Annotated in this window: 24 protein-coding genes; 11 read left to right on the top strand and 13 right to left on the bottom strand. The window is 45.8% G+C overall.

Annotated elements, in window-relative coordinates:
- Positions 1-107 precede the first annotated feature (107 nt).
- On the top strand, positions 108-827 hold the full coding sequence (locus CYJ37_RS22230) for a YebC/PmpR family DNA-binding transcriptional regulator (protein WP_009792366.1): 720 nt from the start codon (positions 108-110) through the stop codon (positions 825-827).
- 45 nt (positions 828-872) lie between these two features.
- Here the strand turns inward: CYJ37_RS22230 and CYJ37_RS22225 are convergent, their stop codons facing one another.
- Complete coding sequence (locus CYJ37_RS22225; RefSeq protein ID WP_101551946.1) at positions 873-1,328, bottom strand: DinB family protein; 456 nt, start codon at positions 1,326-1,328, stop codon at positions 873-875.
- Between the two features lie 170 nt (positions 1,329-1,498).
- Between CYJ37_RS22225 and CYJ37_RS22220 the strand changes: the two genes are divergently transcribed.
- Positions 1,499-1,894 carry a VOC family protein gene (locus tag CYJ37_RS22220; protein ID WP_101551944.1) on the top strand — a complete coding sequence of 132 codons (396 nt, stop codon included), beginning with the start codon at positions 1,499-1,501 and terminating at the stop codon, positions 1,892-1,894.
- A 36-nt stretch (positions 1,895-1,930) separates the two neighbouring features.
- Here CYJ37_RS22220 and CYJ37_RS22215 read toward each other — a convergent pair whose 3' ends face one another.
- The 3 genes from CYJ37_RS22215 to corA all read right to left on the bottom strand — a co-directional run bounded on the left by CYJ37_RS22215 (position 1,931) and on the right by corA (position 5,246).
- Positions 1,931-2,800: a hypothetical protein gene (locus CYJ37_RS22215; RefSeq protein WP_101551943.1), complete on the bottom strand. Its 870-nt coding sequence runs from the start codon at positions 2,798-2,800 to the stop codon at positions 1,931-1,933.
- Between the two features lie 763 nt (positions 2,801-3,563).
- Positions 3,564-4,271: a hypothetical protein gene (locus CYJ37_RS22210; protein WP_101551941.1), complete on the bottom strand. Its 708-nt coding sequence runs from the start codon at positions 4,269-4,271 to the stop codon at positions 3,564-3,566.
- A gap of 24 nt (positions 4,272-4,295) precedes the next feature.
- Positions 4,296-5,246 (bottom strand): magnesium/cobalt transporter CorA, encoded by a 951-nt coding sequence (gene corA / locus CYJ37_RS22205; RefSeq protein ID WP_009792360.1) that lies wholly within the window; start codon positions 5,244-5,246, stop codon positions 4,296-4,298.
- Between the two features lie 208 nt (positions 5,247-5,454).
- Here corA and CYJ37_RS22200 point away from each other — a divergent pair, with 208 nt between their 5' ends.
- Together CYJ37_RS22200 and CYJ37_RS22195 are read left to right on the top strand one after the other, a co-directional pair.
- On the top strand, positions 5,455-5,724 hold the full coding sequence (locus tag CYJ37_RS22200; protein ID WP_009792359.1) for an IDEAL domain-containing protein: 270 nt from the start codon (positions 5,455-5,457) through the stop codon (positions 5,722-5,724).
- Positions 5,725-5,890: 166 nt separating this feature from the next.
- Positions 5,891-8,125: a bifunctional diguanylate cyclase/phosphodiesterase gene (locus CYJ37_RS22195; RefSeq protein ID WP_101551939.1), complete on the top strand. Its 2,235-nt coding sequence runs from the start codon at positions 5,891-5,893 to the stop codon at positions 8,123-8,125.
- Between the two features lie 37 nt (positions 8,126-8,162).
- Here CYJ37_RS22195 and CYJ37_RS22190 read toward each other — a convergent pair whose 3' ends face one another.
- Both CYJ37_RS22190 and CYJ37_RS22185 read right to left on the bottom strand, forming a co-directional pair.
- Positions 8,163-8,906 carry a MerR family transcriptional regulator gene (locus CYJ37_RS22190; RefSeq protein WP_101551938.1) on the bottom strand — a complete coding sequence of 248 codons (744 nt, stop codon included), beginning with the start codon at positions 8,904-8,906 and terminating at the stop codon, positions 8,163-8,165.
- A gap of 179 nt (positions 8,907-9,085) precedes the next feature.
- Positions 9,086-9,457, bottom strand: a complete 372-nt coding sequence (locus tag CYJ37_RS22185; protein ID WP_022543312.1) for a winged helix-turn-helix transcriptional regulator — start codon at positions 9,455-9,457, stop codon at positions 9,086-9,088.
- Positions 9,458-9,631: 174 nt separating this feature from the next.
- Between CYJ37_RS22185 and CYJ37_RS22180 the strand changes: the two genes are divergently transcribed.
- Together CYJ37_RS22180 and CYJ37_RS22175 are read left to right on the top strand one after the other, a co-directional pair.
- The gene (locus CYJ37_RS22180; RefSeq protein WP_009792355.1) at positions 9,632-10,843 is read left to right on the top strand and encodes an MFS transporter; all 1,212 of its coding nucleotides are present in this window, start codon (positions 9,632-9,634) and stop codon (positions 10,841-10,843) included.
- Between the two features lie 33 nt (positions 10,844-10,876).
- Positions 10,877-11,719, top strand: coding sequence for an aldo/keto reductase (locus tag CYJ37_RS22175; protein WP_165352678.1), 843 nt, complete (start codon positions 10,877-10,879; stop codon positions 11,717-11,719).
- 44 nt (positions 11,720-11,763) lie between these two features.
- Here the strand turns inward: CYJ37_RS22175 and CYJ37_RS22170 are convergent, their stop codons facing one another.
- Complete coding sequence (locus CYJ37_RS22170) at positions 11,764-13,194, bottom strand: vWA domain-containing protein (protein WP_257964287.1); 1,431 nt, start codon at positions 13,192-13,194, stop codon at positions 11,764-11,766.
- Between the two features lie 206 nt (positions 13,195-13,400).
- Between CYJ37_RS22170 and CYJ37_RS22165 the strand changes: the two genes are divergently transcribed.
- On the top strand, positions 13,401-13,949 hold the full coding sequence (locus CYJ37_RS22165; protein ID WP_009792352.1) for a glutathione peroxidase: 549 nt from the start codon (positions 13,401-13,403) through the stop codon (positions 13,947-13,949).
- A 44-nt stretch (positions 13,950-13,993) separates the two neighbouring features.
- Here the strand turns inward: CYJ37_RS22165 and CYJ37_RS22160 are convergent, their stop codons facing one another.
- Positions 13,994-14,587 (bottom strand): hypothetical protein, encoded by a 594-nt coding sequence (locus tag CYJ37_RS22160; protein WP_009792351.1) that lies wholly within the window; start codon positions 14,585-14,587, stop codon positions 13,994-13,996.
- Between the two features lie 134 nt (positions 14,588-14,721).
- Here CYJ37_RS22160 and CYJ37_RS22155 point away from each other — a divergent pair, with 134 nt between their 5' ends.
- A complete protein-coding gene (locus tag CYJ37_RS22155; protein WP_101551936.1) occupies positions 14,722-15,402 on the top strand; it encodes a response regulator transcription factor in 681 nt (226 codons plus the stop codon).
- Positions 15,399-16,394, top strand: a complete 996-nt coding sequence (locus tag CYJ37_RS22150) for a sensor histidine kinase (RefSeq protein WP_101551934.1) — start codon at positions 15,399-15,401, stop codon at positions 16,392-16,394. Before CYJ37_RS22155 ends, CYJ37_RS22150 begins: the two co-directional genes overlap by 4 nt.
- 35 nt (positions 16,395-16,429) lie before the next feature.
- Here the strand turns inward: CYJ37_RS22150 and CYJ37_RS22145 are convergent, their stop codons facing one another.
- The gene (locus CYJ37_RS22145; protein WP_180827418.1) at positions 16,430-18,352 is read right to left on the bottom strand and encodes an FtsX-like permease family protein; all 1,923 of its coding nucleotides are present in this window, start codon (positions 18,350-18,352) and stop codon (positions 16,430-16,432) included.
- Positions 18,339-19,103, bottom strand: a complete 765-nt coding sequence (locus CYJ37_RS22140; protein ID WP_101551930.1) for an ABC transporter ATP-binding protein — start codon at positions 19,101-19,103, stop codon at positions 18,339-18,341. The genes CYJ37_RS22145 and CYJ37_RS22140 overlap by 14 nt, the downstream gene beginning before the upstream one ends.
- Positions 19,104-19,237: 134 nt before the next feature.
- Between CYJ37_RS22140 and CYJ37_RS22135 the strand changes: the two genes are divergently transcribed.
- Positions 19,238-19,672 carry a DUF2383 domain-containing protein gene (locus CYJ37_RS22135; protein WP_101552144.1) on the top strand — a complete coding sequence of 145 codons (435 nt, stop codon included), beginning with the start codon at positions 19,238-19,240 and terminating at the stop codon, positions 19,670-19,672.
- Positions 19,673-19,970: 298 nt separating this feature from the next.
- Here CYJ37_RS22135 and CYJ37_RS22130 read toward each other — a convergent pair whose 3' ends face one another.
- Both CYJ37_RS22130 and CYJ37_RS22125 read right to left on the bottom strand, forming a co-directional pair.
- Positions 19,971-21,464 carry a peptide MFS transporter gene (locus CYJ37_RS22130; protein WP_009792349.1) on the bottom strand — a complete coding sequence of 498 codons (1,494 nt, stop codon included), beginning with the start codon at positions 21,462-21,464 and terminating at the stop codon, positions 19,971-19,973.
- 363 nt (positions 21,465-21,827) lie between these two features.
- Positions 21,828-22,535, bottom strand: coding sequence for a nitroreductase family protein (locus CYJ37_RS22125; RefSeq protein ID WP_009792347.1), 708 nt, complete (start codon positions 22,533-22,535; stop codon positions 21,828-21,830).
- A 223-nt stretch (positions 22,536-22,758) separates the two neighbouring features.
- Between CYJ37_RS22125 and CYJ37_RS22120 the strand changes: the two genes are divergently transcribed.
- Entirely contained in the window at positions 22,759-23,109 is a 351-nt protein-coding gene (locus tag CYJ37_RS22120) for a hypothetical protein (RefSeq protein ID WP_094768079.1), read from the top strand.
- A gap of 55 nt (positions 23,110-23,164) precedes the next feature.
- Here the strand turns inward: CYJ37_RS22120 and CYJ37_RS22115 are convergent, their stop codons facing one another.
- A complete protein-coding gene (locus CYJ37_RS22115; RefSeq protein ID WP_374703165.1) occupies positions 23,165-23,599 on the bottom strand; it encodes an RrF2 family transcriptional regulator in 435 nt (144 codons plus the stop codon).
- Positions 23,600-23,607: the final 8 nt, after the last annotated feature.

Below are 23,607 nucleotides of genomic sequence, written 5' to 3'. Positions count from 1 at the left end.
GCCCTGTTTCATGTATAATAGTGGATGAGACTTACTATTTTCTGCAGGCATGGAAAGGTTTTTCCATGCAGCCATAGATCAGATATAAGTGAAAGAGAGTGGAACAGATGGGCCGTAAATGGAATAATATCAAAGAAAAAAAGGCATCCAAGGATGCAAATACAAGCCGTGTGTACTCTAAATTCGCATTGGAAATATATGTAGCGGCAAAGCAGGGGGAGCCGGATCCGGAATCCAATCAGGCTCTTAAATTTGTGCTCGAGCGTGCCAAAACCTATAATGTGCCAAGAGTCATCATCGACCGTGCGATTGATAAAGCAAAGGGCGGCGGAGAAGAGAGCTATGACAACCTCCGCTATGAAGGCTTTGGGCCGAGCGGTTCCATGGTCATCGTGGATGCTCTCACCAATAATGTGAACAGGACCGCATCCAATGTCCGCGCGGCATTCGGAAAAAATGGCGGAAACATGGGCGTCAGCGGCTCTGTATCCTATATGTTTGATGCAACGGCTGTTTTCGGTCTTGAAGGCAAATCAGCTGATGAAGTGCTGGAAATCCTGATGGAAGCAGATGTTGATGCACGTGATATCCTTGAAGAAGAGGATACAGTCATCGTTTATGCCGAGCCAGATCAATTCCATGCCGTTCAGGAAGCTTTAAAGGCTGCCGGGGTTGATGAGTTTACAGTGGCAGAGCAAACGATGCTTGCCCAGAATGAGCTTTCCTTATCAGAGGAAGACCTTGCCCAGTTCGAAAAACTGGTCGACGCCCTTGAGGATCTGGAAGATGTCCAGCGTGTGTACCACAACGTGGATTTGGGAGAATAATTAAAAAGCAGGCTTTCCTTGTTGGGGAGCCTGCTTTTTTCTTATTTATCTGCTCACAAAGAAAGGCAGTTTCTCGATGCCTGCGAGACGGGCATATGTAAACAGCTGTCCTTTATGGTGGATTTCATGGTCTTTGGCATTTTCAAGGAGTACGATCCCCGGCATGGCCATGCCGTAGAAATCCACTGTTTTCCCAAGCTGGTCCTGGGTCAGCTCTTCAAGTGCTGCTTTTGTTTTAGAAGTTTCCTCCTGGACAAGTGCTTTTAGCTGCTCCAATGTTTCAATGGCCGGATACTCAGGCGGCGGCGTAAATTCGCCTTTCTTCACTGTCTGCACAAACATCTCCATAGAGGCTGCTATATGTACTGTCAGCTCAGAAACAGACATCCCCTGCTCCCATGCTTTGAACTCCTGCTGCCCTTCTTCAAATGTGCCGAGCAGTTCGATCAGCGCCTTTCTGTGGCCGAGCCAGCCTTGGATGAATCCATTCCATTTATCCATTAAGATCTTCCTCTCTTCTTATGAAAAATTCAGGCTGTGCCTCCACATCCTGCTGCCATCAGTATAATTCACTTTCCCGGGGCATTCAAAGGTGGTGCCTGCATATAAGAGCGTTCACTCAAAGGGGGCCTTTGGTAGAATGGAATGTATAGATTCGAAAGGGGGGCAGGATTATGCCTGGACATATCCATCATATTGAAATCAACGTATCTGATTTGCAGAAAACCATTCAATTCTGGGGCTGGTTTTTAGAAGAGCTTGGCTATGAATCTTTTCAGGAATGGGAAAAGGGGCGGAGCTGGAGGCTGGATGAAGCCTACATCGTATTTGTGCAGACAGAGGAAAAATATATTCATTTCCCTTATCACCGCTCGGGAACGGGCCTCAATCATATTGCCTTTCATGCTGATTCCCGCATCCAGGTCGACCGGATGGCAGAACAGCTAAAAAAGAAGAGGGTCAGCCTCCTTTATGAGGACAGATACCCATATGCCGGCGGAGAGGGTCATTATGCTGTATTTTTCGAGGATCCGGACCGGATAAAGGTTGAGCTTGCCGCACCATAAAACAGGCCGGAAGAATAGACTCCGGCCTGTTTTGCTTTATTTTATACTTACAGCCATTTCCAGAGCTTCAAGCGGTACCTCCTTTGTTTGAAGCTCGTAGATTCTTTCTCCATCTTCCCAGTAAATATCATTTTCGACCTCATTGCCGCCCTGCCTGTAATGAACCTTGATGCGCCCATCATCGTGTGGTGCAGGGAGGTAATGGGATTCAAGATAATCAACCATCTGGCGTGCAATTGCCTGATCATCCATTTGATCTTCTGAGACTGAGCTGATCTGGAGAATCCAGTTGCCTTCTTTCCAGTTTAAATATTTATGGCCTGCCGCTCCTTCTCCCATACCCTTGATGCCATGACCGAGATCAATGGCCATTTCTGCCGGTATATCGTCGAGTGACATCGGCGGGAACAATTCCTGCTCATTGTATGCTGCCGTTTTGTTATGTGCCTTAAAGACAGCGACAACAGGGGCGCTTCCATCAGGTGTTAATGAAGGGTCGTTGACAGGCACCATTTCATTCGTCTGATAGAAGGTGACCTGATAGGAATCTGTCTTATCCTCCTCGATTGAGGCTGAAAGATGGGTGCCTTCCTTCAGAGGGAATGAAGCGGGCAGGATAGCGTTCTCCATCTTCAGCTGCTCTTTTATCTTCCCGATAACATCCTCTGCTGTCTCGGTGCTGCCAGACTGGCTGTTATCTTCCTCTGTGCTGTTTTCTTCTGTCCCATCTGCTTCGGCTTCATTTTCTTCTGTACCGGTTTCTGCATTCTGATCATCAGGTACAGTAGTCTGTTCCTGCTGGGAATCTTCCGGAGCAGGAGAACCCGCGTCATCCGTCCCCGAACAGCCTGCTGCAGATATGGCAAAGGCAAGTGAAACCGGAAGCATCAGTCTTTTTTTATACATTGAAAATCCTCCTATTAGAATGATACTAGATGTTTTCCCTATCTTTGCTGGAGGAAACGGTAGGTCAGCGCTGGAAAATTGAGAGACTGAATACAAAGATATATAAATACTATGCAATAAATAATTACCGATGAATTTACCGACGTAGTAAATACTTTTGCTGGTACTACGAGAATAGGATGGATTTTCGGATGGGGCGGCTAATTTCCGTTCCAGGCACTTCGCTTTCCGCGGGGCGAAGTTGAGCCTCCTCGCGCTGCGCGCTGTGGGGTCTCAACATTTTCGCTGCAATCCCGCAGGAGTCTGCGTGCCTTGCACTCCAATTAGCAGGTTTTCCAAAAATTTTTGGGCAAGGAAACAGGCAAGGATTCTATGTTTATCCATTACTACACAAACATTGCTGTTTTCCGGCAGTATCATACAGAACTATTTTATTCTGGGGTATAAGGATAGCTATCAGGATGGGGCTGCTAATTTCCGTTCCAGGCACTTCGCTTTCCGCGGGGCGAAGTTGAGCCTCCTCGCGCTGCGCGCTGTGGGGTCTCAACATTTCCGCTGCAATCCCGCAGGAGTCTGCGTGCCTTGCACTCCAATTAGCAGGTTTTCCAAAAAATTTTGGGCAAGGAAACAGGCAAGGCATTGTATGTTTATCCATTTTCATACCAACAGTGTTTAATGTATATCTACGTAAAAATTAAAGGAAGGACAGAAGGTTTCTTCTGTCCTCTTTATCTGTCAATCGTCACTGAAACAGCTGCCGTCCTTAATCCTCCTGCTTCTTAATCTTGGAAGGATTATTGATCTTATAGCGCACATCCTTATTCAGCTTCCGGTCGACGATTTTGGCTTCGAAGGTCAGCCTGTTCCCTTCAGTGAGCTCTGCCTTTTTCAGTGTTTTGCTGTAGCTGCACCAGGCTTCGCCAACTTCGAGCGGGCTTTCTCCTGTAATCTGCACCTGCTCAAAGACGATGATTTCTTCATCGGTCTCGTTAAAATGGTTATATTTTGTGGTGAATTCTTTAATGGCCGCCTCAAATGGAACCTTATCTGCCGGAAGGTCAAGGGCAGGAGCTTTTCTCGTTTTCTTCTCTGCCGGCTTTTTGTCATCGTCTGCCTTTGCCGGGGCCTTCACCGGCTCTCCTGCTTCCGGAAGCCCGGTATCCTGCGGGGAATCTCCCGTTTCAAGGGCACTGCCTTTGCCAAAGGAAGAGCTCTGCATTTCTTTTAAGTATGCAGGATGGACGCAGTGAAGGGCGTCATTGGAAAACGCCACTACAGCCGTTTCATGAGTGCCTGTCTGCAAAAATCCTTTTATGATGACAGTATAAGCGGAAGCACCGCGTTTATAAGAAAATTCCTGTTTAGCATTTTTGGCGGAGGCCGTAATCAATCCCCACTCCCTTAATTTAGCCGCATAGTCATTTTCATCGGCAAAGGTGAAAAATTCGCCGGGTGGTATCGTTTTAAACATAAGTGATCCTCCGATCTTTATTTTCTACTTGAACCAGCCTTTTTTCTTGAACCAGGCAAACATGGCAAGCCCGATAGTGAGCATGACCAGCAGGGTGGCAAAATAGCCGCTGTCCCATTCCAGCTCTGGCATGTGCTCAAAATTCATCCCGTATATCCCTGCGATGAAGGTGAGTGGCATGAATATGGTCGTAATGACCGTCAGCACCTTCATGACCCTGTTTGTCTGATGGGCATTCAATGATAAATAGCTGTCCCTGATATCGGTAGTCAGCTCCCTATTCTCTTCAATCATCTCGGCAAGCTTCAGGAGATGATCATGGATATCGGAAAAATATTTGATTTTTTCCTGAAAGCCAGCGAGCCGCTGGGAGTTCAGCATCCTGTAGATTAAATCCCTCATCGGAGCGACAGTGTGCCTCAGGGCCAGAAGATCGTGCCTGGCATCAAAGAGATCCTCAAGCAGAAGCTCCATCGGCCTGTCCTTTGAATTTTCGTCAATATCATTCAGCGTGTCCTCCAGCTGGTAGACGAGCGGAAAGTAGTTGTCCACAATTTTATCAAGAATATGGTATAGAACCAAGAGCGGCTCCCATTTATCAGGCGAGTTGGACAGCCTGAGCCTTTCCCTGACATCTTCTATTTCAGTGGAGGGATGGTGATGGAAAGTAATCACATAATTCTGCCCGAGGAAAAAGTTAACTTCTTCACGGTCAATCGTATCCGGATTGACACTATGCGTAACAAAAAATGCATAGTCTTCATAATAGTCGAGCTTTGGGCGCTGAAGCACATGGATACAGTCCTCGATGGCCAGAGGATGGAAATTCAGCGGTTTTCTCAGCAGTTCGATTTCTGCATCGGAAGGATTGCTGAAATCCGCCCAATACCAGAGAATATCCTCTTCGAGCAGCCTGGTGATATCCCAATTGCTCTTAATTTCATGATTCTTAGTAACCGCAATCGTTCTGATCATATTATCTCCTTTTAACAGTGCATCCTCTTTATAATAAACGAAATAATCGCTTTAATAAAATTTGAAAATAGGTTGATGATACAGGCTTTTTAAGTGAAATAAAGACATAAGACCGATTGACCCGTTATTTTTTAGGAAATTCGGGTAATAAATAAGTACTAACACAATTGAATGATAATATCTTATAAAAACAGGAGGCAGGAACGATATGAATTCCGAGTACAAACCGAACCAATTCAACCAGGATCAGTATTTATCATCCATCCATGACCTAGCGGATAAAGACAGCTGGAAGACAAGAAAGATTCTGTCTCAGGAAACAACAGAATATACAGATGCAGTGAACGAAGTCATTGGAAAAGTGCAGGGCGAGTGGCTTGAAGCCAAACGATATGATGAAATAGACAAAGCTTTGGATAATAAAGATGAAGAGCGTTTTCAGGCCCTTACATCAGAAAACTGGGAAGCGGTGTTATAAAACAGGATGAATAGAGGAAAGAATATATTTATATTTCCGAGATCGGGCCCATCTTTTCAATTTGGAAATGAGCCCGATTTTTTTTTGTTTACCCGTTATTTATGGGATAATAGTGGGAATAACGGATATTTCCTTTTAAAAGCATATACATAGGAGCTTGCCATAAATGAGATTTTTCGCCAGGAATTATACCATACTGGTATGGATTATTATATTATGTTTCATATTTTTAGTGGATGAGGCTATTAAAACAGCTCTTGCCTATTATTTTCCTCCCCGGAACTTGTGGGTGTTCGAATTGATCCATACAGTGATCAGCGTAGGGCTCCTGATTGTATTGTTCCTCGTTTTTATCCAAAAAGGCATCCAGAAAACAACAGCCGAACTGAGAAAAAGCAATCAAAGGCTTAACAATATCTTTGATACCCTGGACGTCGCCATATGGCATCATAATATGAAGAGCGGCAGGCTGATGATTACCTCAGGAATTGAAAAGCTGTATGGCTTTCCTCGGGAATCATTTTATAGGGATCCTGATTTGTGGAGAAAAGTGATCCATCCGAATGATGTGTCTGTCCTGAATGAACGGGAACAAAAAGTCAAACAGGGAGAACCGGTCGTAAGCATATACCGAATCATACGCCCTGAAGGGGGAATCCGGTGGATACAGGATAGAGGAATCCCCGTCCTTGATAAAAAAGGCAGGCTGATTGAATTTTCGAGCGTCCTGTTTGATATAACAGATAGACAAGAAAGTGAAGACCGGTACCGGGGCCTTGTTGAGCTGTCTCCTGACTTTATCGGTGTTATTTCCGGGAATGTCATTGTATATATCAATGAAGCAGGATGCAGGCTGATCGGCGCTTCCAGTAAAGAACAGCTTCTTGGGAAGCCTATTATTAACTTTGTCAATAAAGAGGCAACCTCTGAAATTTATAATACGCTGCTGGCAGCAGACAGTGACCTGGCTGGGAAGAGGCGCTTTGAGGTACAGGCGAAAAGGCTTGATGGCGTCCTTGTTGATGTGGAAGTATCGTCCATGCCGATCCGGTACGGCGGCAGAGAAGCTGTACAGGTGATTGGCCGGGATATTACGGAACGGAAAAAGTCTGAAAAGACCATGGAGTATATGGCGTTTTATGACACATTGACAGGACTGCCAAACCGGAATGAAATCATGAGGCGGCTGCAGGGAATTCTGAACAGCGGAAAAGAGAAAGCAGCGGTTTTATTCCTGGACTTGGACCGCTTCAAAATTATCAATGACACAAAAGGCCATTCTACCGGCGATCTGCTCCTTAAAAAGGCAGGGATCCGTTTGGAGGATACTGTAGGAAGCCTCGGGCTTGTAGCCAGGCAGGGCGGCGATGAATTCATCATCCTTTTTGAAGAAAAGGAAAAACAGCAGATAGAAGGGGCGGCACGGGCAATCCTCGAGCAGTTCAACAAGCCTTTCATCCTGGAAGGAGAAGAGTTTTATATTACACCAAGTATCGGCATCAGCCTGTATCCTGAGCATGGGACTGATCAGGAAACGCTGATCAAGCATGCAGATACAGCCATGTATCTGGCCAAGGAAAGAGGAAAGAATAATTTTCAATTTTACACCTCTTCCCTTGAGGGGCTGGCCTCCCGGAAAATGGCTTTGGAGAATGGACTGCGTAAAGCGCTTGACCGCGGAGAGCTTCTTCTTCATTACCAGCCGCAGATAGATCTGAAGACAGGGAAGCTGAAAGGGACGGAGGCGCTCGTGCGCTGGCAGCGTCCAGATGGAGGGCTTGTTCCTCCCGGGGAATTCATACCGCTGGCAGAAGAGACCGGTCTGATTGTGCCGATGGGAAAATGGATTCTGCGGACAGCATGTGAACAGCATAAGCGCTGGAAATCGGAGGGAGCCGGATCGGTTCCGATAGCAGTCAATATATCAGTCCGGCAGCTGGAGGATCCTGAATTCATCATGTATGTAAAATCTGTTCTGTCTTCCTGCGATATTGAGCCTGGCTGCCTTGAATTGGAGATTACAGAAAGCATCATGCAGAACATCGAAAAGGCGACCATTGCCCTGAATGAATTAAAAAAGATAGGCATCCGGCTTTCCATTGATGATTTCGGAAAAGGATATTCCTCATTAAGCTATTTGAAGCACCTGCCGATCGACACCATCAAGATTGATAAGTCGTTTGTAGACGATATACTGGATCCTGCCCAAAATGGATCGCTTGTGAAGGCCATAATCGATATGGGCTTAAATCTGAATTTCAGTGTAGTCGCTGAAGGCATTGAACATAAAGAACAGGCAGAGTTCCTGCTGGAAAACAATTGCCCGGTTGGCCAGGGATATTACTTCAGCAGGCCTGTAACAGGGGAAGTATTTAAGGAGTTCATTAAAAGTTTACAATAAGGAAAACCCAAGCCGCAGAAGGGCTTGGGTTTTCTCTTTATTTATTTTTGTCTGCATATACGGCCATCGTGTCACGCATGAAGATAGCGAGGCCTTCCCCGAATTGATCAATATTTTTGGTGAAGCGCTCATCATCGACATACAGCTGCCCAAGCCCCTTGAAGGCATCCAGTGAGTAGCTGCCCATTTTGTTCAGGAATTTAAACCAATCTCCTATTGCCTCTTGGGCTTCATCAGAGTCAGGGGCCATATGCCGCACTTCCGCGAGGCTCCGGTAAATCCCGTTCATGGAATCCCCCAGTTTTTGCTGCTCTTCTTTTGTCATATTGGAAATCTTTTTATTTGAGGCATCTACAGCTTCATCCCCCCAGCGTTCACGGGCCTCCTGCTCATAGGGGTTGGAGCTGAAGTCAAAGCCTTCAAATCTTTCTTTATTCGACATGTGTATCTCTCCTTTTGCATGCCTGATCGTTTTATCCAGCGATGCAATCATCTTATCCAGGCGGCTGCGCTTTTCGAGCAGCATTTCCCGATGCAGCTCGAAGGCCTTCTGCTGGTCAAACGAAGGGCTGCTGATAATTTCCTTGATTTTCTTTAAAGGGAAGCCGAGCTCTTTGAAAAAGAGGATCTGCTGCAGGGTTTGCAGGTTGTCATCTGAGTACAGCCGGTAGCCTGCCTCTGAGAGCTCATCAGGGACGAGGAGCCCGATTTCATCATAATGATGCAGTGTGCGCACACTGATGCCGGCCAGATCGGCGGCTTCTTTCACTTTCATGGCCATTGTTCCGGCCTCCCTTCAACCATTACTTTAAAGTATTACGCAGCGTGAGAGTCAACATGTAAAATAGAAGAATTTATAAAAAGGCACAATAAAAAAGAAAGCCCGCGGAGGTGCAGGCCGGGAGGGGGACAAGGTGTCATTACCTGCGTTCCTTATATGAGCAAGCGCCCTCCGCATTTCTATTTCAATTTATCGTTCAGTACACTTTCTTCCAGAACGGAAAATTTATCGCCATAGACTTTGGTGATATGGCGTTCGCCCCAGGCACAGAGTGCGTCAAGGATGCTTTCCAGAGATTTGCCGTAGTCGCTGAGCTCGTATTCGACTTTGGGAGGCACCTGATTGTATACAATCCTATTGATGACACCGTCCTCCTCAAGCTCGCGAAGCTGCTGGGTGAGCATTTTCTGTGTGATATTCGGCATGAGCCGTTTCAGCTCGCTCGTCCGTTTCTTCCCGTGGGTCAGGTGGCAGAGGATCACTGTCTTCCATTTCCCGCCGATTACTTCAAGGGTGGCTTCCACCGATATATTGTATTTCTTTTTCTCCATCATGATCACTCCTGTTTCATAGGAACTAAAAGGTGCCTATAGAACTTTTCGGTGCCTATAGCACTATAAAGTACGTACTTTTCAAAAGAAACGCTATATCCCATAATAGCATTTGCCGGCAGGAAATTGCTATACTCATAAAATTTTCATAGATAGGAATAGGAGGAGAAAAATATGCCATCTGGCAAACAAACAAGTTTGCTTCCGCTGCTTGCGCTTGCAGTCAGTGCGTTTGCAATCGGAACAACTGAGTTCATTTCAGTCGGGCTACTGCCGATGATCGCGGAAGATTTGAATATTCCCGTCACCACAGCAGGACTGACTGTTTCTATATATGCACTGGGAGTCATGTTCGGAGCGCCTGTCCTTACCTCGCTCACAGCTAAAATGTCCCGCAAATCACTTTTGCTTTGGATCATGGTGGTATTCATTGCAGGGAATATCATTGCTGCATCATCAGGCAGCATAGGTATTCTCCTTGCAGCGCGGATTATTTCGGCCTTGAGCCACGGGGTGTTCATGTCCATCGGCTCTACCATTGCCGCCGATTTAGTGCCGAAGGATAAGAGGGCAAGCGCCATTTCCATCATGTTCACAGGCCTGACTGTTGCCACAGTAACAGGCGTTCCGTTTGGGACATTCCTCGGCCAGCAGTTTGGCTGGAGATTTGCTTTTGTGGCCATTGTCGTAATCGGCGTCATTGCCTTTATTGCCAACAGCATCCTTGTGCCAAAAAATCTTTCAAAAGGGTCGAAAGCTGCATTTGCCGATCAGATCAGACTAATTACGAACGGCAGGCTGCTGCTGGTTTTTATCATTACTGCGCTTGGCTACGGCGGCACATTCGTTGTATTTACGTATCTGTCACCGCTGCTGCAGGAAGTGACCGGCTTTAAAGCTGGTACAGTGGCTGCCATTTTGCTTTTATATGGAATTGCCATTGCGATAGGAAATATGGCCGGCGGCCGGCTGGCGAACAAAAATCCGATCAGGGCACTCTTTTATATGTTCATCATTCAGGCCGTGGTGCTGCTGCTGCTCACATTTGCAGCACCCTATAAGACTGCAGGCTTGATTGTCATCCTGCTGATGGGGCTGTTTGCATTCATGAACGTCCCAGGGCTGCAGGTATATGTGGTCATGCTGGCAGAACGGTTTGTCCCTGGAGCGGTGGATGTTGCTTCTGCTATTAATATTGCCGCCTTCAACGCCGGAATTGCGATTGGCTCTTACTTGGGCGGCCTCGTCACAGACTCTATCGGGCTGATCCATACACCATGGATCGGTGCCGCAATGGTGCTTGGCGCTGTCATTCTAACAGGCTGGAGCATGAAGCTGGAAAACCAGGATATGAAAACAACAAGCATCAATGGGGGAGCTGCGTAAAGCAGCTTCCGGAAAAATAAAGGAGGAACAGTGATGATAAAAAGCATTCAAGATAAAACAGTTTTAAATAATGGTGTGGAAATGCCATGGATGGGATTGGGCGTTTTCAAAGTAGAAGAAGGGCCGGAGCTTGTTAACGCCGTAAAATCAGCCATTAAGCTGGGTTACCGGAGCATAGACACGGCAGCTATCTATGGAAATGAAGAGGGTGTCGGACAGGGAATCAGGGAGGGAATTGCGGAAGCAGGCATATCCCGCGAGGACCTTTTTATTACATCAAAGGTGTGGAACAGCGATTTAGGCTTTGAATCAGCAATCCAGGCGTATGAAACAAGCCTGCAGAAGCTTGGGCTTGAATATCTGGATCTGTATCTTATCCATTGGCCGGTGGAAGGGAAGTATAAAGACGCATGGCGTGCGCTTGAAGCTCTTTATAAAGAAGAAAAAGTAAGAGCTATAGGCGTGAGCAACTTCCAAGTGCACCACCTGGAGGAATTGTTGAAGGATGCAGAGGTCAAGCCGGTGATCAATCAGGTAGAATACCATCCGCGTCTTACCCAGCAGGAATTAAAAGCATTCTGCAGGGAAAATGGAATCCAGCTTGAGGCATGGAGCCCGCTTATGCAGGGGCAGCTATTGGACAATGAAATCATTGCTGCCATTGCTGAAAAGCATGGCAAATCTGCAGCCCAGGTCATCCTGCGCTGGGATCTGCAGAATGGTGTCATTACAATCCCTAAATCAACGAAAGAGCACAGAATTGCTGCCAATGCTTCTATTTTTGATTTTGAACTGTCAAGCGATGAAATGGAGCAGATCAGTTCACTGAATCAAAACCTGCGTGTAGGGCCGGACCCGGATCATTTTGATTTTTAATAGGAAAACGAAAAAGCCCCGGCAATGTCCGGGGCTTTTTCACATTAGTTTTCGTCCTTTAATACCTCATACCATTTATCCTTCCAGGCTTCTACTTTACCGTTGATTTCATCTCTTGCCTTTTGTGCTTCTTCTTCTTTTTGTTCGTATAAGTCCTTGAAATGCGAGTCGCGGATTTCATGCCTGGTTTCCGCCAGTTCCTCCGCTTCTTCTGCCGCCTCAGGACTGATCAGCTCTTCGCTCTCCAGGAAAGACACTGCACTTTTAATCCTGTCTTTCTCTCTATCTGATATTAATCTGATCGGGTTCGATATATCAAGGAGCCTTTCTTTCTGGTCTACCGTCTCATGCAATGGTACTCCCAGCTGGGAAAATATCTGGCCCAGGCTCGGCTTCCATTTTTTCAGCACCTGGTCCTCCAGCTCATCTTTATCCCTTACAGTTGCATAAGTTCCGCCGCCCGCCTCCGCAACCTCCTTCAGCTGTTTTTGCCCTTCGTCATCAACATCGAAGCCAATGATATTGACCTTTGCCTCAATATTACTGCCCTGAAGCTGCTGTGCTGCTTCTACAGGGTCTCCGTCACAGGTCTCGACCCCATCGCTGACAATATAGATGGTGTTTTTATAATCCGTGCTGTTATAGGCGGACAAAAGCTCCCGTGCTTTGTCAATCGCTCCAGCCAGCGGGGTCCAGCCGCTTGCCTCAAATGAATCCATGGATTTGTTGAAGGCAGTTTTCTCATAGGCCCCCAAAGGGAATACCTCATCAATGCGGCTGCAGGATTCAGCTTTATCTTCATCGTTCCCTGTTCCTACATGGCCGTAAGCCATTAAGGAAACACTGGCATCATCCTCCAGAGAACTTGTAAATTCCTTGATGGTTTCTTTGGCAAGCATCATTTTATTGCCGCCGCTGACATCAGCTTTCATGCTTCCGCTTGCATCCATTAAAATGACTATATTAGATTTCTGGTTCTTTGCCTGCTGGATTTCATCTTCTCCATCAGGGAGTTCTGGCATCTCATGACCATGCTCAAAGGAAACAAGTTCCTCATAGTAGGACTGGTATAAACCTGAGCCCAGCTGATAGACCAGATAGTCGTATACCTGGCTGCCGGATAAATCCTTCCGCTCAGAGAAATATGCTTTTATTTCTTTCTCTGCTGCCGGCTGGAGTGTCTGCTCATTAAAGCCGGTATATTTTTTTGCGTCCCATAGATCGGCAATCTCCACCTCAGGTTCCAGTTTGCCTTCAAGTATCTTTCCGGGCTTTTGTGCAACCATGCCCTCAATATCGTCCGCTGCTTCTGGTATCTTTTCATCGGAGAATGTTTCCTGTTCCCGGGCTTCCTCCTGGGGCGGATCATTTTTCTTTTCGCCTGAAGCCTTTTCATCTTCCCCGCTGCAGCCTGCCAGAACCATGATGCATAGAAGTGCGAGTAATCTCGCAAGAATATGTATTTTTCTTTTCATTGTTCTGCCCTCCTCTTTAGAGATTTTACAATATTTACTAAGCTGTTGCCCTTTTTTACCCGAAATCAGGCATTTAGTAACCCGCTTAATTAAAAATATAGGAAAAAAGAGGTCCAGAGAGTTTAAACTTTCTAAACAAGGGAAATGTCTTTATAGTTATAAAGAACTATTACATAAAGACTATAGAAATAGATGGGGGAATTACAATGAGTGTTTATCAATTTTCAGCTCCGGCCATGAACGGAAGACAAATCTCTCTGGAGGAATACAGGGGGAAGGTAATGCTGATTGTCAATACAGCAAGCCAGTGCGGCTTTACTTTTCAATATCAGGATCTGCAGAAGCTTTACGACCGCTACAAAGAAAAAGGGCTGGTGGTATTAGGTTTCCCGTGCAATCAATTTGATAATCAGGAGCCTGGGAGTGATGAGGAAGTCCAATCCTTCTGTGAGCTCCGCTATGGTGTATCATTCCCGATGTTTCAAAAAATGGATGTGCGCGACGGAAATGCCCATCCTTTATTCAATTACCTGACTGCACAGAAGCCATTCGAAGGATTCAATGAGAATCATCCGGTTGCAAGAGTCCTCATTCCTCTGTTGAAGGAAAAGCATCCTGAATACCTGTTCGGCGACTCAATCAAATGGAACTTCACAAAGTTTTTGATAGATGCAGAGGGAAATGTAATACGGAGGTTTGAGGCTACGACAGATCCGTTCGAGATGGAAGCGGACATAGAACAGCTGCTGGGCTGATAGCAAAAAGGAGCTCCATTGCCGGAGCTCCTTTTTGTCTGCAGTTATTCCGGGAACTCCCTGGTCACCTGGATGCCTTTTTCCTGGAGCTTCACATTAAAGATAGGATAAGCCTTCCGTACGGTTTCTGTAATGAGGAAGCTGTACTGTTCCCCGTCCTTAAACACAAATGTCAGATTCTTATCCTTCAGTCCATTTTTTTCTTCAACAGCAATCTGCTTCGCTTCCTCTACATCCGCCCACAGAAATTCCTTCTCGCCAAAGCCGAAGAAGGGATTGATATAAATGCCATTGCCGTTCATATAGTGATAATGGTCTACACTCAAGACGGACAGCAGGATGCTTGCAAAGATGCCCGCAGCAATCAATCCCTTGGCCATTTTATTTTTTGCCAAGCCGGAAATCATCAGGAGCAGGCTGAGGCTCAATAAAATAAGGGAGCCGGTGAAAATAAAGTAGGCTGATCTCGGCGGTTCCAGAAACCAGTATCCGAATGGATGATACAGGGCCTGCTGAAGAGGGAGCAGCACCACCAGCGGTATAAAGAATGATCCCAGCAGAAGAACAAAGGAAATGCCGAGGATATATTGATTTTTGTCCCGTTTCTTTTTTTTAGTAATGGTATAGCTGCTGGACATTGTTGAACCACCTCTGATTTGATAATACCAGACTGCCTGATGTGGAATATATAAAAATTTCAGTCTATTGAAAATCCTACCATGAAAATGGGGAGTTTTGTATACTTAAGGAAAAAGAAAAGGATAAAATTCCGATGCAGAAAATCATGATCATAGAAGATGACAGCAAAATGAGAGGGCTTATCGGGCAATTTTTAAAAAACTGGGGCTTTTCAGTGCTGCCAGTCGATGATTTCAGCATGATAGCTGAGCAGTTCAGCGCCTGCAGCCCGGATCTGGTCCTCCTTGATATCAATCTTCCTGAACGGGATGGCTATTATTGGTGCGGGAGAATAAGAGAGATGTCTGATGTGCCTGTTATATTCATTTCCTCGCGCTCGCAGAATATGGATATTATCATGGCCATGAATATGGGGGGCGATGATTATATCCAGAAGCCTTTTTCGCTGGAAGTGCTGGTCGCTAAAATCAATGCGGTTCTAAGAAGGGCCGGCAGGGGAAAGGGAGATGAAAAGGAAACCGATCTCATTACTGCAGGGCCAATATCGCTTAATTTGGGAACTGCGGCTTTTATTTACGAGGGGACGGAGGTTTCTTTGACCAAGAATGAGTTCCTGATATTATATACGCTGATGAAAAAGCCTGAACAAATTGTTTCCCGTGATGAAATCATGCGGGCGCTTTGGCAGGATGAACAATTCATAGATGATAATACTTTGACTGTCAATGTAGGGAGATTACGGAAAAAGCTTGAATCAGCAGGATTGAAGGACAGGATTTCTACGAAAAAGGGATTGGGGTATATGCTTTTATGAGCTGGGGGAAGTATCTGCTGGACCAAAGGGCGCTCCTGGCTGCCATCTGTACTATATTAGCTTTCAATTGGATAATCGTCTGGCTTGAGCCCGGTTCAGCCCTGCGGCTCTCCAGTCTGCTCTATCTGGCAGCCATTTCTCTTATTGTGACAGCTGTATATCTGGCAGCCGGCTATTTTTCCAAGAGGAGGTTTTATAGTCATTTGGCGCCTGCAGTTGAACAGGACAGCCTGCCTGGCGAGTGGCGGGGCATGTCTCAGGAAGAGCTCCTGATATTGCAGCTTTTCCGGAGCCAGTTTATGAACCAGCACGAAAGAGAAGATGCTTTGGCGAGGAACCAAAAGGACTGGCTAGAGTATATGGCACTCTGGTTCCATGAGATAAAAACACCGATATCTGTCAGCAGGATGCATTACGAAACAGACGGAGATATTGATAGTCTTGCAGAGGAAATGCACAAGATCGAGCATTTTGCGGAGCAGGCACTGTACGTATCCCGGCTGAGCCATTTTAATAAAGATTATTTGATCCAGGAGATTGATATCCAGCAGACAATCAAGGATGCCGCCAAGCAGCATATGAAGCCGTTTCTTTCTAAAAAGATCAAACTGGAGCTGTCCCTTGAGCCTTTTTCTGTTTTAACAGACAGAAAAGCATTGTTGTTCATTGTCAGCCAGATTATCGGTAATGCACTGAAGTATACAGGAGACCGGGGCATGATCAGTATCTGCATCCAGCCTGCTGAGAGGAAGCTCACGATCCGTGATAACGGGATTGGTATACCGCAGGAGGATATTCCCCGTGTTTTTGAAAAAGGATTTACAGGGAAAAACGGCAGGCAGATGACTGCTTCTACAGGGATGGGGCTGTATCTCGCCAATGAATTGGCCGGGAAGCTGGGGCATAAGCTTGTCTGCCGATCAGAAAAAGGTCAGTTCTGCTCGTTTGAGATCATATTCCCTGAGAGAGATCCTTATATAGAAAAACTATGAAAGCAGCCTTATGACGGGCTGCTTTCATTATTCATTCATTCATTAACGATGCGGCTATATGTTCTTGCTGTAGCGAAATAGTAAACAAAGTAAATCAGTGCATACAAAGCCGCTGCTAAAATGAAGGGAATCAGCGTGTCTATCTTCAGGAACCGCGTCAATGCCAGCATAATGACAGAACTGTGCAGGACAGCGCCCAGGAACGGAAGAGCGAAGATAAGGAACAGCTGCTTCAGGATGGCGGCATTGATCTGCTTCCTGCCCATTCCGATTTTCTTTAAGACTCTATATCTGTCCTGGTCGGCAACAGCCTCTGACAGCTGTTTGTAGTGAAGCATGCTGCCGGTTGCGAGCAGGAATGTCAATCCGAGAAAGCTGCTTATGAAAATAAGGATTCCATATATTTGCATCAGCTTCTCGTGCTGGTGGAAGAAGGTCGAAAAAATGACTGTCTCCAGATCCGGCATCTCACTATCATAATAGGCCTGGATCTGGCTGGCGATTGTTCCGGCATTCTTATCATTTTTCCAGCTGACAGCCTGTAAAGTGTTTTCCGGGTAAACCGCTCTTAGCTCACTATAGAGTTTATCGGTTATCACCACGGGGAAGGAATACAAGCCCTGGTTAAGGAGTGATTTTTTTTCGTATGAAGAAAAGCGGATGTCCTGTCCCCCAGGCAGCACCATATTTTTTCCTGTATAAGGATCTTCATCCTGCTTCAGGTTTCCGTCATAAAAGGCAATAGCGAAATTTTCGCCGGATATGTCTGAGGTACTATGGCCGAGTTCTCCCGCGAGTTTTTTATATGCAGTCTCTGGAATGAGGAGAGCCGGGTAGTCATCGGGAAACCTGCCTGTTGCAGACAAGTCTGCATTAACAGCAAGGTAAGGGATTTCCGCGGTAAATTTAATGGGATTTTTTTGATTTTTTCTGATCATCTCCATAATATGCTCTTTCTGTTGTTCATTTTCAACGGTGTACAGAAGGCTGAGCGGGTAATTCTTATTAGCAAGTGCATTCATATTGTAATAAAGGCTGCCAGCGGTTCCGATTGTGAATAATGTAAAGGTGCTGAGCAGAGAAATGATGGTCAGCGCCAGAATATTGCCTTTGATTCTGAATAATAAATGGGAAAGGCTGATTAAATTGATGCCTTTATAATAGATCCTCTGAACGGCTTTAAGACGTTTTAGCAGAATAACAATAAAACAGTTTAGGAATAAGTAGGTTCCAAGAGCGATTGCTCCAAGAGATGCTAAGATAGTCAAAAAGCCAAAGTCTTTCCAAATAGCGGAGCTTGAAGGCTGCAAAAGAAGAAAGTAGCCTGAACCAGCCAGCAGCAATGAGAGTGCAGCGCCAAAGGCAGAGCCCTTGGGCTGTTTTTCGGCTTTCTTTTCAGCCTGAAACAGCTCGAGCAGTGTATGCTTGTACACAAGCCTGTAATTATAAATTGAAGTGAGCAAGATGATCAATGAAAAGACAGCAATGGTCTGCAGGATGGCAGCCCCGGAAAAAGCAAAGCCGGTGATAGTCGACAGGCCCATTACTTTGATGAGCAGCATAGCAAAAAACTTAGACATCAGCATACCTGATAAAATGCCTCCAGACAGGGCGAGAACGCCCATCATCATCTGCTCCAGGAAGAGCAGGCGGCCGATCTGTTTCTTTTTAAGTCCATATAAGGCGTAAAGGGCAATTTCCTTTTTCCTTTTTTTCATAAAGTATGCGTTTGAATACCATATAAAAACAGCAGCGAAAGCCAGCAGCATAATGGAGGCCGCAGCAAAGGCGGGTTCAAGCTTGCCCAGTGCTGTCACGGATGATGACAGGCTATGATTATACTGCAGAGATACAAATGTAAAGTAAATGAGAATGCTGAAAACCATAGGGTAGAAATACAGCAGATATTGGCTCCTGTTGCCTTTGAAACTGCGTCTGGCAAGCTCAAATAACGTCATGGCGGCCTCCGCCTCCCAAAGCAGCAAGAATATCGATGATCTGCTGGAAGAATTGTTTTCTATCAGACTCACCTTTGCGGATTTCTGTAAAGATATGCCCATCCTTGATAAAAAGCACTCTGCTGCAAAAGCTGGCTGCAAGTGGATCGTGTGTGACCATTAAGATGGTTGCCTGCTGTTCAGCGTTCAGCTTTTGGAGCGCTTGAAGCAGGCCGAAAGCAGACTTGGAGTCAAGGGCGCCTGTAGGCTCATCGGCCAGAAGGAGGGAAGGCTTTGTAATAAGCGCCCGTGCAGCAGCGGTCCGCTGCTTTTGGCCACCTGATATTTCTCTTGGGTATTGCTCTAATATCCTTTCAATTTCAAACCATTCGGCAAGCTTTTGGATCCTTGCGTCGATCTGATTAGATGCCATTCCTGACAAAGCAAGGGGGAGTGCGATATTTTCCCTTACATTCAAAGTATCCAGCAGGTTAAAATCCTGAAAAATGAAGCCGAGCTGCTCTCTCCGGAAACGGGACAGCTCTTCTTCCTCCATCCGCAGGATATCATGATCTTTAATATGGATGCTGCCTGCAGTGGGGCTGTCGATCGAAGCCAGAATATTGAGAAGTGTAGATTTCCCGGCACCGGATGGCCCCATTATGCCTGTAAATTCCCCTCTTTCAACCTCGAGATCAATATGCTCAAGAGCATTAAATAAGTTATTCTTAGTTCCATATGTTTTCCTGATTCCCTTTGCACGAAGAAGCATGGCGGAATTCCTCCTGAATTTTCTGTTTCTAAGCTAACTATATGAGAAATGATGTATGCCAGCCATAGCTTAAGCTTACAATATTAAGGCTAAAGATGACATTTTTGTCAGAAACAGAAAATGGAGGAAGCAAGGTGGACAATCACTCAGTTGCCAAGGAGCTGAATAAGTTCCTGAAAGGGATGTACATGGGCATCCATGCCTACGAGCATTTTATTGGAAAACTTGAAGATGAAGGTGTCAGAGCCGAATTCCAGAGAATGCAGCAGGAGCACAAACATAATGCGGCCCTGATTGCGGAAAGAATCCAAAACCTTGGGGCTGTACCTGCTGACGATGAAGGCATAGCCGGTTCCATTCAAGGATATATCAGCAGTCTCTTCCTGCCGGACAGCCAGGATGCCATAGTCGATAAAACCCTTACCGGCGAAGACTATTATGCCATCCAAATGTCCGAAGAAAACGTAAGAGGCGACCTCGACCCAGAAAGCCGCCGACTGGTTGAAACTGTCCTCGACACAGACCGGAAGCATGTGGAATATTTGAATACATTGAAGGGGAGAGTCTGAAGCCTTGTCTAAGAGCAAGGGTACTAAAGGGGTCAGCCAAACAAATTATTAAACCCTGCTGATTGGAGTGGAAGGCACGAAGACTCCTCATAAAATGCAGCGCGCAGCGTAAGAAGGCTCAGCGTCGCCCCGCGGAAAGCGAAGTGCCTGGAACGGAAATCAGCAGACTACATTTGAGGAAGTATCCAGGTAACTGATCAAAGAACTACATAAAATTAGAATCGGATTGCAAAAAAAGTATCAAACCCATTTATAAGCAAAACAAAGGCAGTGCACTCAAAATGCACTGCCTTTGCGATTATTTAATACCCTTCATCAATCTCTGAATAGAAGGTGACATGAAAATCAGGACGCCGCCTAAAACGACAGCCAAAAGTCCAAGCGTACCAAAATACATAATCTCATTATTAGGATCATACAGCTTAACAAGCTGAGCATTTACCGCCTGTGCCGCTGCATTGGATAAGAACCATAAGCTCATCGTCTGAGCCGAGAATGCCGCCGGCGCAAGCTTTGTTGTAGCTGACAGCCCTACAGGGGACAGGCACAGCTCACCGATAACGACAAGGAAGAAGCTCAGTACAAGCCATAATGGATTAACCAAAGATTCCCCGCCGCTCATATAAGCAGGGATAATCAGGACAAGGAAAGACAAGCCCGCGAAAATCAAGCCAAGTGAGAACTTCTTAGGCGTTGATGGCTGCCTGTTTCCTAACTTAACCCATAGCCACGCAAACAATGGTGCGAGTGCAATAATGAACAATGGATTAAGGGACTGGAACCATGAAGCCTGCAGGTGGATGCCTGCAAAATCCAGGTCAGTACGCTTGTCCGCATATTGAGCAAGGATGATGGAACCTTGTTCCTGGATCGCCCAGAACATAACCGATGCTATAAACAGCGGGATGTAGGCGATAATTCTTGACCGCTCATCTGAAGTTGTTTTCGGACTGCGGTACATCACAATAAAGTATGCGGTCGGAATGGCAATCCCGAGGATACTGATCAGTACCGTGAAGCGGTTAATCGTTAAGAATCCGGTTGAAATACTGATAAAAGCAATAATAGCAATAATAACTGCGGCAATGGCAATGCGGCCGAATACTTTTTTGCGCTCTTCAGGGAGCAGCGGGTTTGGTACATAGCTGCCTGCAAGCCCCAGGTTTTTCTTTCTTGTAGCAAGATAAGTGATCAATCCAATCAGCATACCGATTGCTGCAATGCCGAAGCCCCAATGGAAGTTATACTTTTCACCGATTGTTCCGACAATTAACGGCGCAATGAAAGCACCAGCGTTGATTCCCATATAGAAAATCGAGAAACCTGAATCACGGCGGACATCTTCCTTGCTGTAAAGGTCGCCGACAACGCTTGAAACGTTAGGCTTTAATAGACCTGTACCAATGACAATCAATGCCATGGAGATGAACAGGGCTGTAATGCCTCCAGGGAATGCAAGGGCAATATGGCCAAGCATAATCAGGACCCCGCCGTAGAATACGGTCCTGGCAGTTCCGAGTATACGGTCGGCAATCCAGCCTCCGATTACCCCGGACATATATACGAGTGAGCCGTACACGGCCATTACAGAAGCGGCTGTCGTTTCATCGATCCCAAGTCCGCCCTTAGAAACTTCGTAATACATATAGTATAGTAGGATAGCTTTCATCCCATAGTAGGAGAAGCGTTCCCAGAACTCTGTGAAGAAGAGCGTGAACAAGCCCTTAGGGTGGCCGAAAAAGCCTTTCTGCGGCACACTATTCACAATTTTCTGTTTATCAAAAGCTGTCATTTTTCTGCCTCCTTTAGTACAAAAACCATCATACTAAAATTGAATTGCGATTGTCAAAAAATTTTGGGGATATAATAAAAAAGTACCAGGTATCTATACCATATATCTACTCCTTTTTCTTTATTTGGAAACAATTGTGAGTTTACCCTATAATCCTTGCCTGAAACCAGGATAAATGAATCATTAATGGTATGGTATTTCAGGCGCTGGGTCTTGCCAGTCCTGCAGCTTTTCGGGCTTTCTGTTTATAAGATGCCCTTTTAGAGAATAAAACTAATCCCTATAGGTATAAATAACTCCCGCTCCTATCCTCACGATTCAAGCCGCAAAAAATACCCGGGCATCCTGGCCCGGGCAAGTTGATTAGAATCTGTTCCAGTTTAAAACATCATCCAAAGGCAGGCGGTTTTTCTCAAAGCCGGCCTTTTTGCCTTTTCCTAAGGAAATAAGCATTACTGGCTTGAAGTTTTCCGGCACATTAAAGGCTTCAATAAATTGCCCTTCGTCATAGCCGCCCATAGGAACCGTGTCATAGCCTTTTGCTTTAGCTGCCAGCATCAGCTGCATAGAGACAAGGCCGCCGTCGATCATAGCAGTCTTAAGTGCTCTCTCATCAGAGAAACCGCCATAGGTCTTCATAATGGATGCTACATAGGAATCTTTGATTTCTTCCGTCATGCGGCCCATCTTTACAAGGCCTCCGTAAATTTCACCTGCATTCTTATACGCGTCTACATCCGCAAGTACTGCAACTACGACAGAAGCATCTGTGATCTGCTGCTGGTTGTTTGCGATTGGCAGCAGTTCTTTTTTCGCTTCCTGGTCCTTGATGACTAGGAATCTCCATGGCTGGAGGTTAGAAGAAGACGGTGCCAGGATGGCTGCTTCAAGGATTTCACGGATTTCACTGTCTTCCATCATATAATCGGCATCATACTGGCGGACAGAGCGGCGCTCTTTTGCCACCGTGAAGAAATCTGTATCTTCCAGCTCCTTTGGCGCTTCAGTGGTTTGGTCAAGATCTTTTACTTTATTTAAATACTCTTCTTTGCTCATTGTATTATCACTCATCTATGCCATCTCCCTTTAACTGTGGTTATTACAAGAACAGTATATGGCGTTACTGTTCTTTTGTCAAACACAGTTTATTTTCCAATAAATAATAGGCATGAAAAGGGAGGACAGTCTATTTGCCGGTGAAAAGTCTTTTGTAAGGATAGGATTACCTTCCTGACTCAGAAAGCTGAAACCAATTGTATCCCGGCCCGTAGATGTTATAAAAGGAGGGATGGTTTTGCAGGTTGATTATAAGCCGGCTTCAGAGCAGGTGCTGAAAGCTAATAAAGGAATATCTGTTCAAAAACTGCTCAACATTGCCGGGAGCTTCATGCTGCTAGGCCTGCTGATCAGCATTTTTACTGTACCATTTTCATTAAATGAAGAGCTGCAGCTGTATTATGATAACAGGCTGGTCTTGAAGGGAGAAAAGCTGGAGGAATTTCTGTCTTTTGTTGTTGCAGCAGGCTTTGCCTACTTCATGCTGGTCCGGCTGTATTTTACACAGCGGAGACTTTTCTATATTTTTTTGTGGTTGATACTGATCGACTCCATCATCATGGTATTTCTATTATACGGATCTCATTAACATCCGCTGCGTGAATATAAAAAAGGAAACGAAACACAATGATGTCCCGTTTCCTTTATTTTTTACCCATCAGGTCTTTAAGGGTCTTTTCTTCTAATCCGTTCAGGATCCATTGCTCCATTTCATTCTTCAGGCCGGATAAGGCACTGCGGGTGCATGGTTCAAAGCACTCTTTGCTGCTGACATCCAGGAAACCTTTTGAGAATGGCTCTGCGCGCATTCCCGCATATACATCAGAGAGCCTGATATCCTCCGGCGGTTTTGCGAGAAAATAGCCGCCGTCCCGGCCTTCCTTGGCCTGGACAAGGCCTTCCTTAACCAAATTCCGCAAAATCTTCCGCAGAAACCCTGATTCTGAACCGATTTTGTCCGCTAGCCTTGCGCTCGGGCACAGGCCTTCATTGTCTGCCATAATAAGCAAAGCCTGCAGGGCCAGGCTGAACCATCTTATGCTGGAGGCAGAGGATGTTTTCTCGTTCAATATACTCACCTCTGCTT

Source organism: Bacillus sp. UMB0728, from assembly GCF_002858875.1.
Taxonomy (GTDB): Bacteria; Bacillota; Bacilli; order Bacillales; family Cytobacillaceae; genus Bacillus_AB; species Bacillus_AB infantis.
Note: the sequence above shows the minus strand (reverse complement) of the source record. Positions and strands in the feature narration are given on the sequence as shown.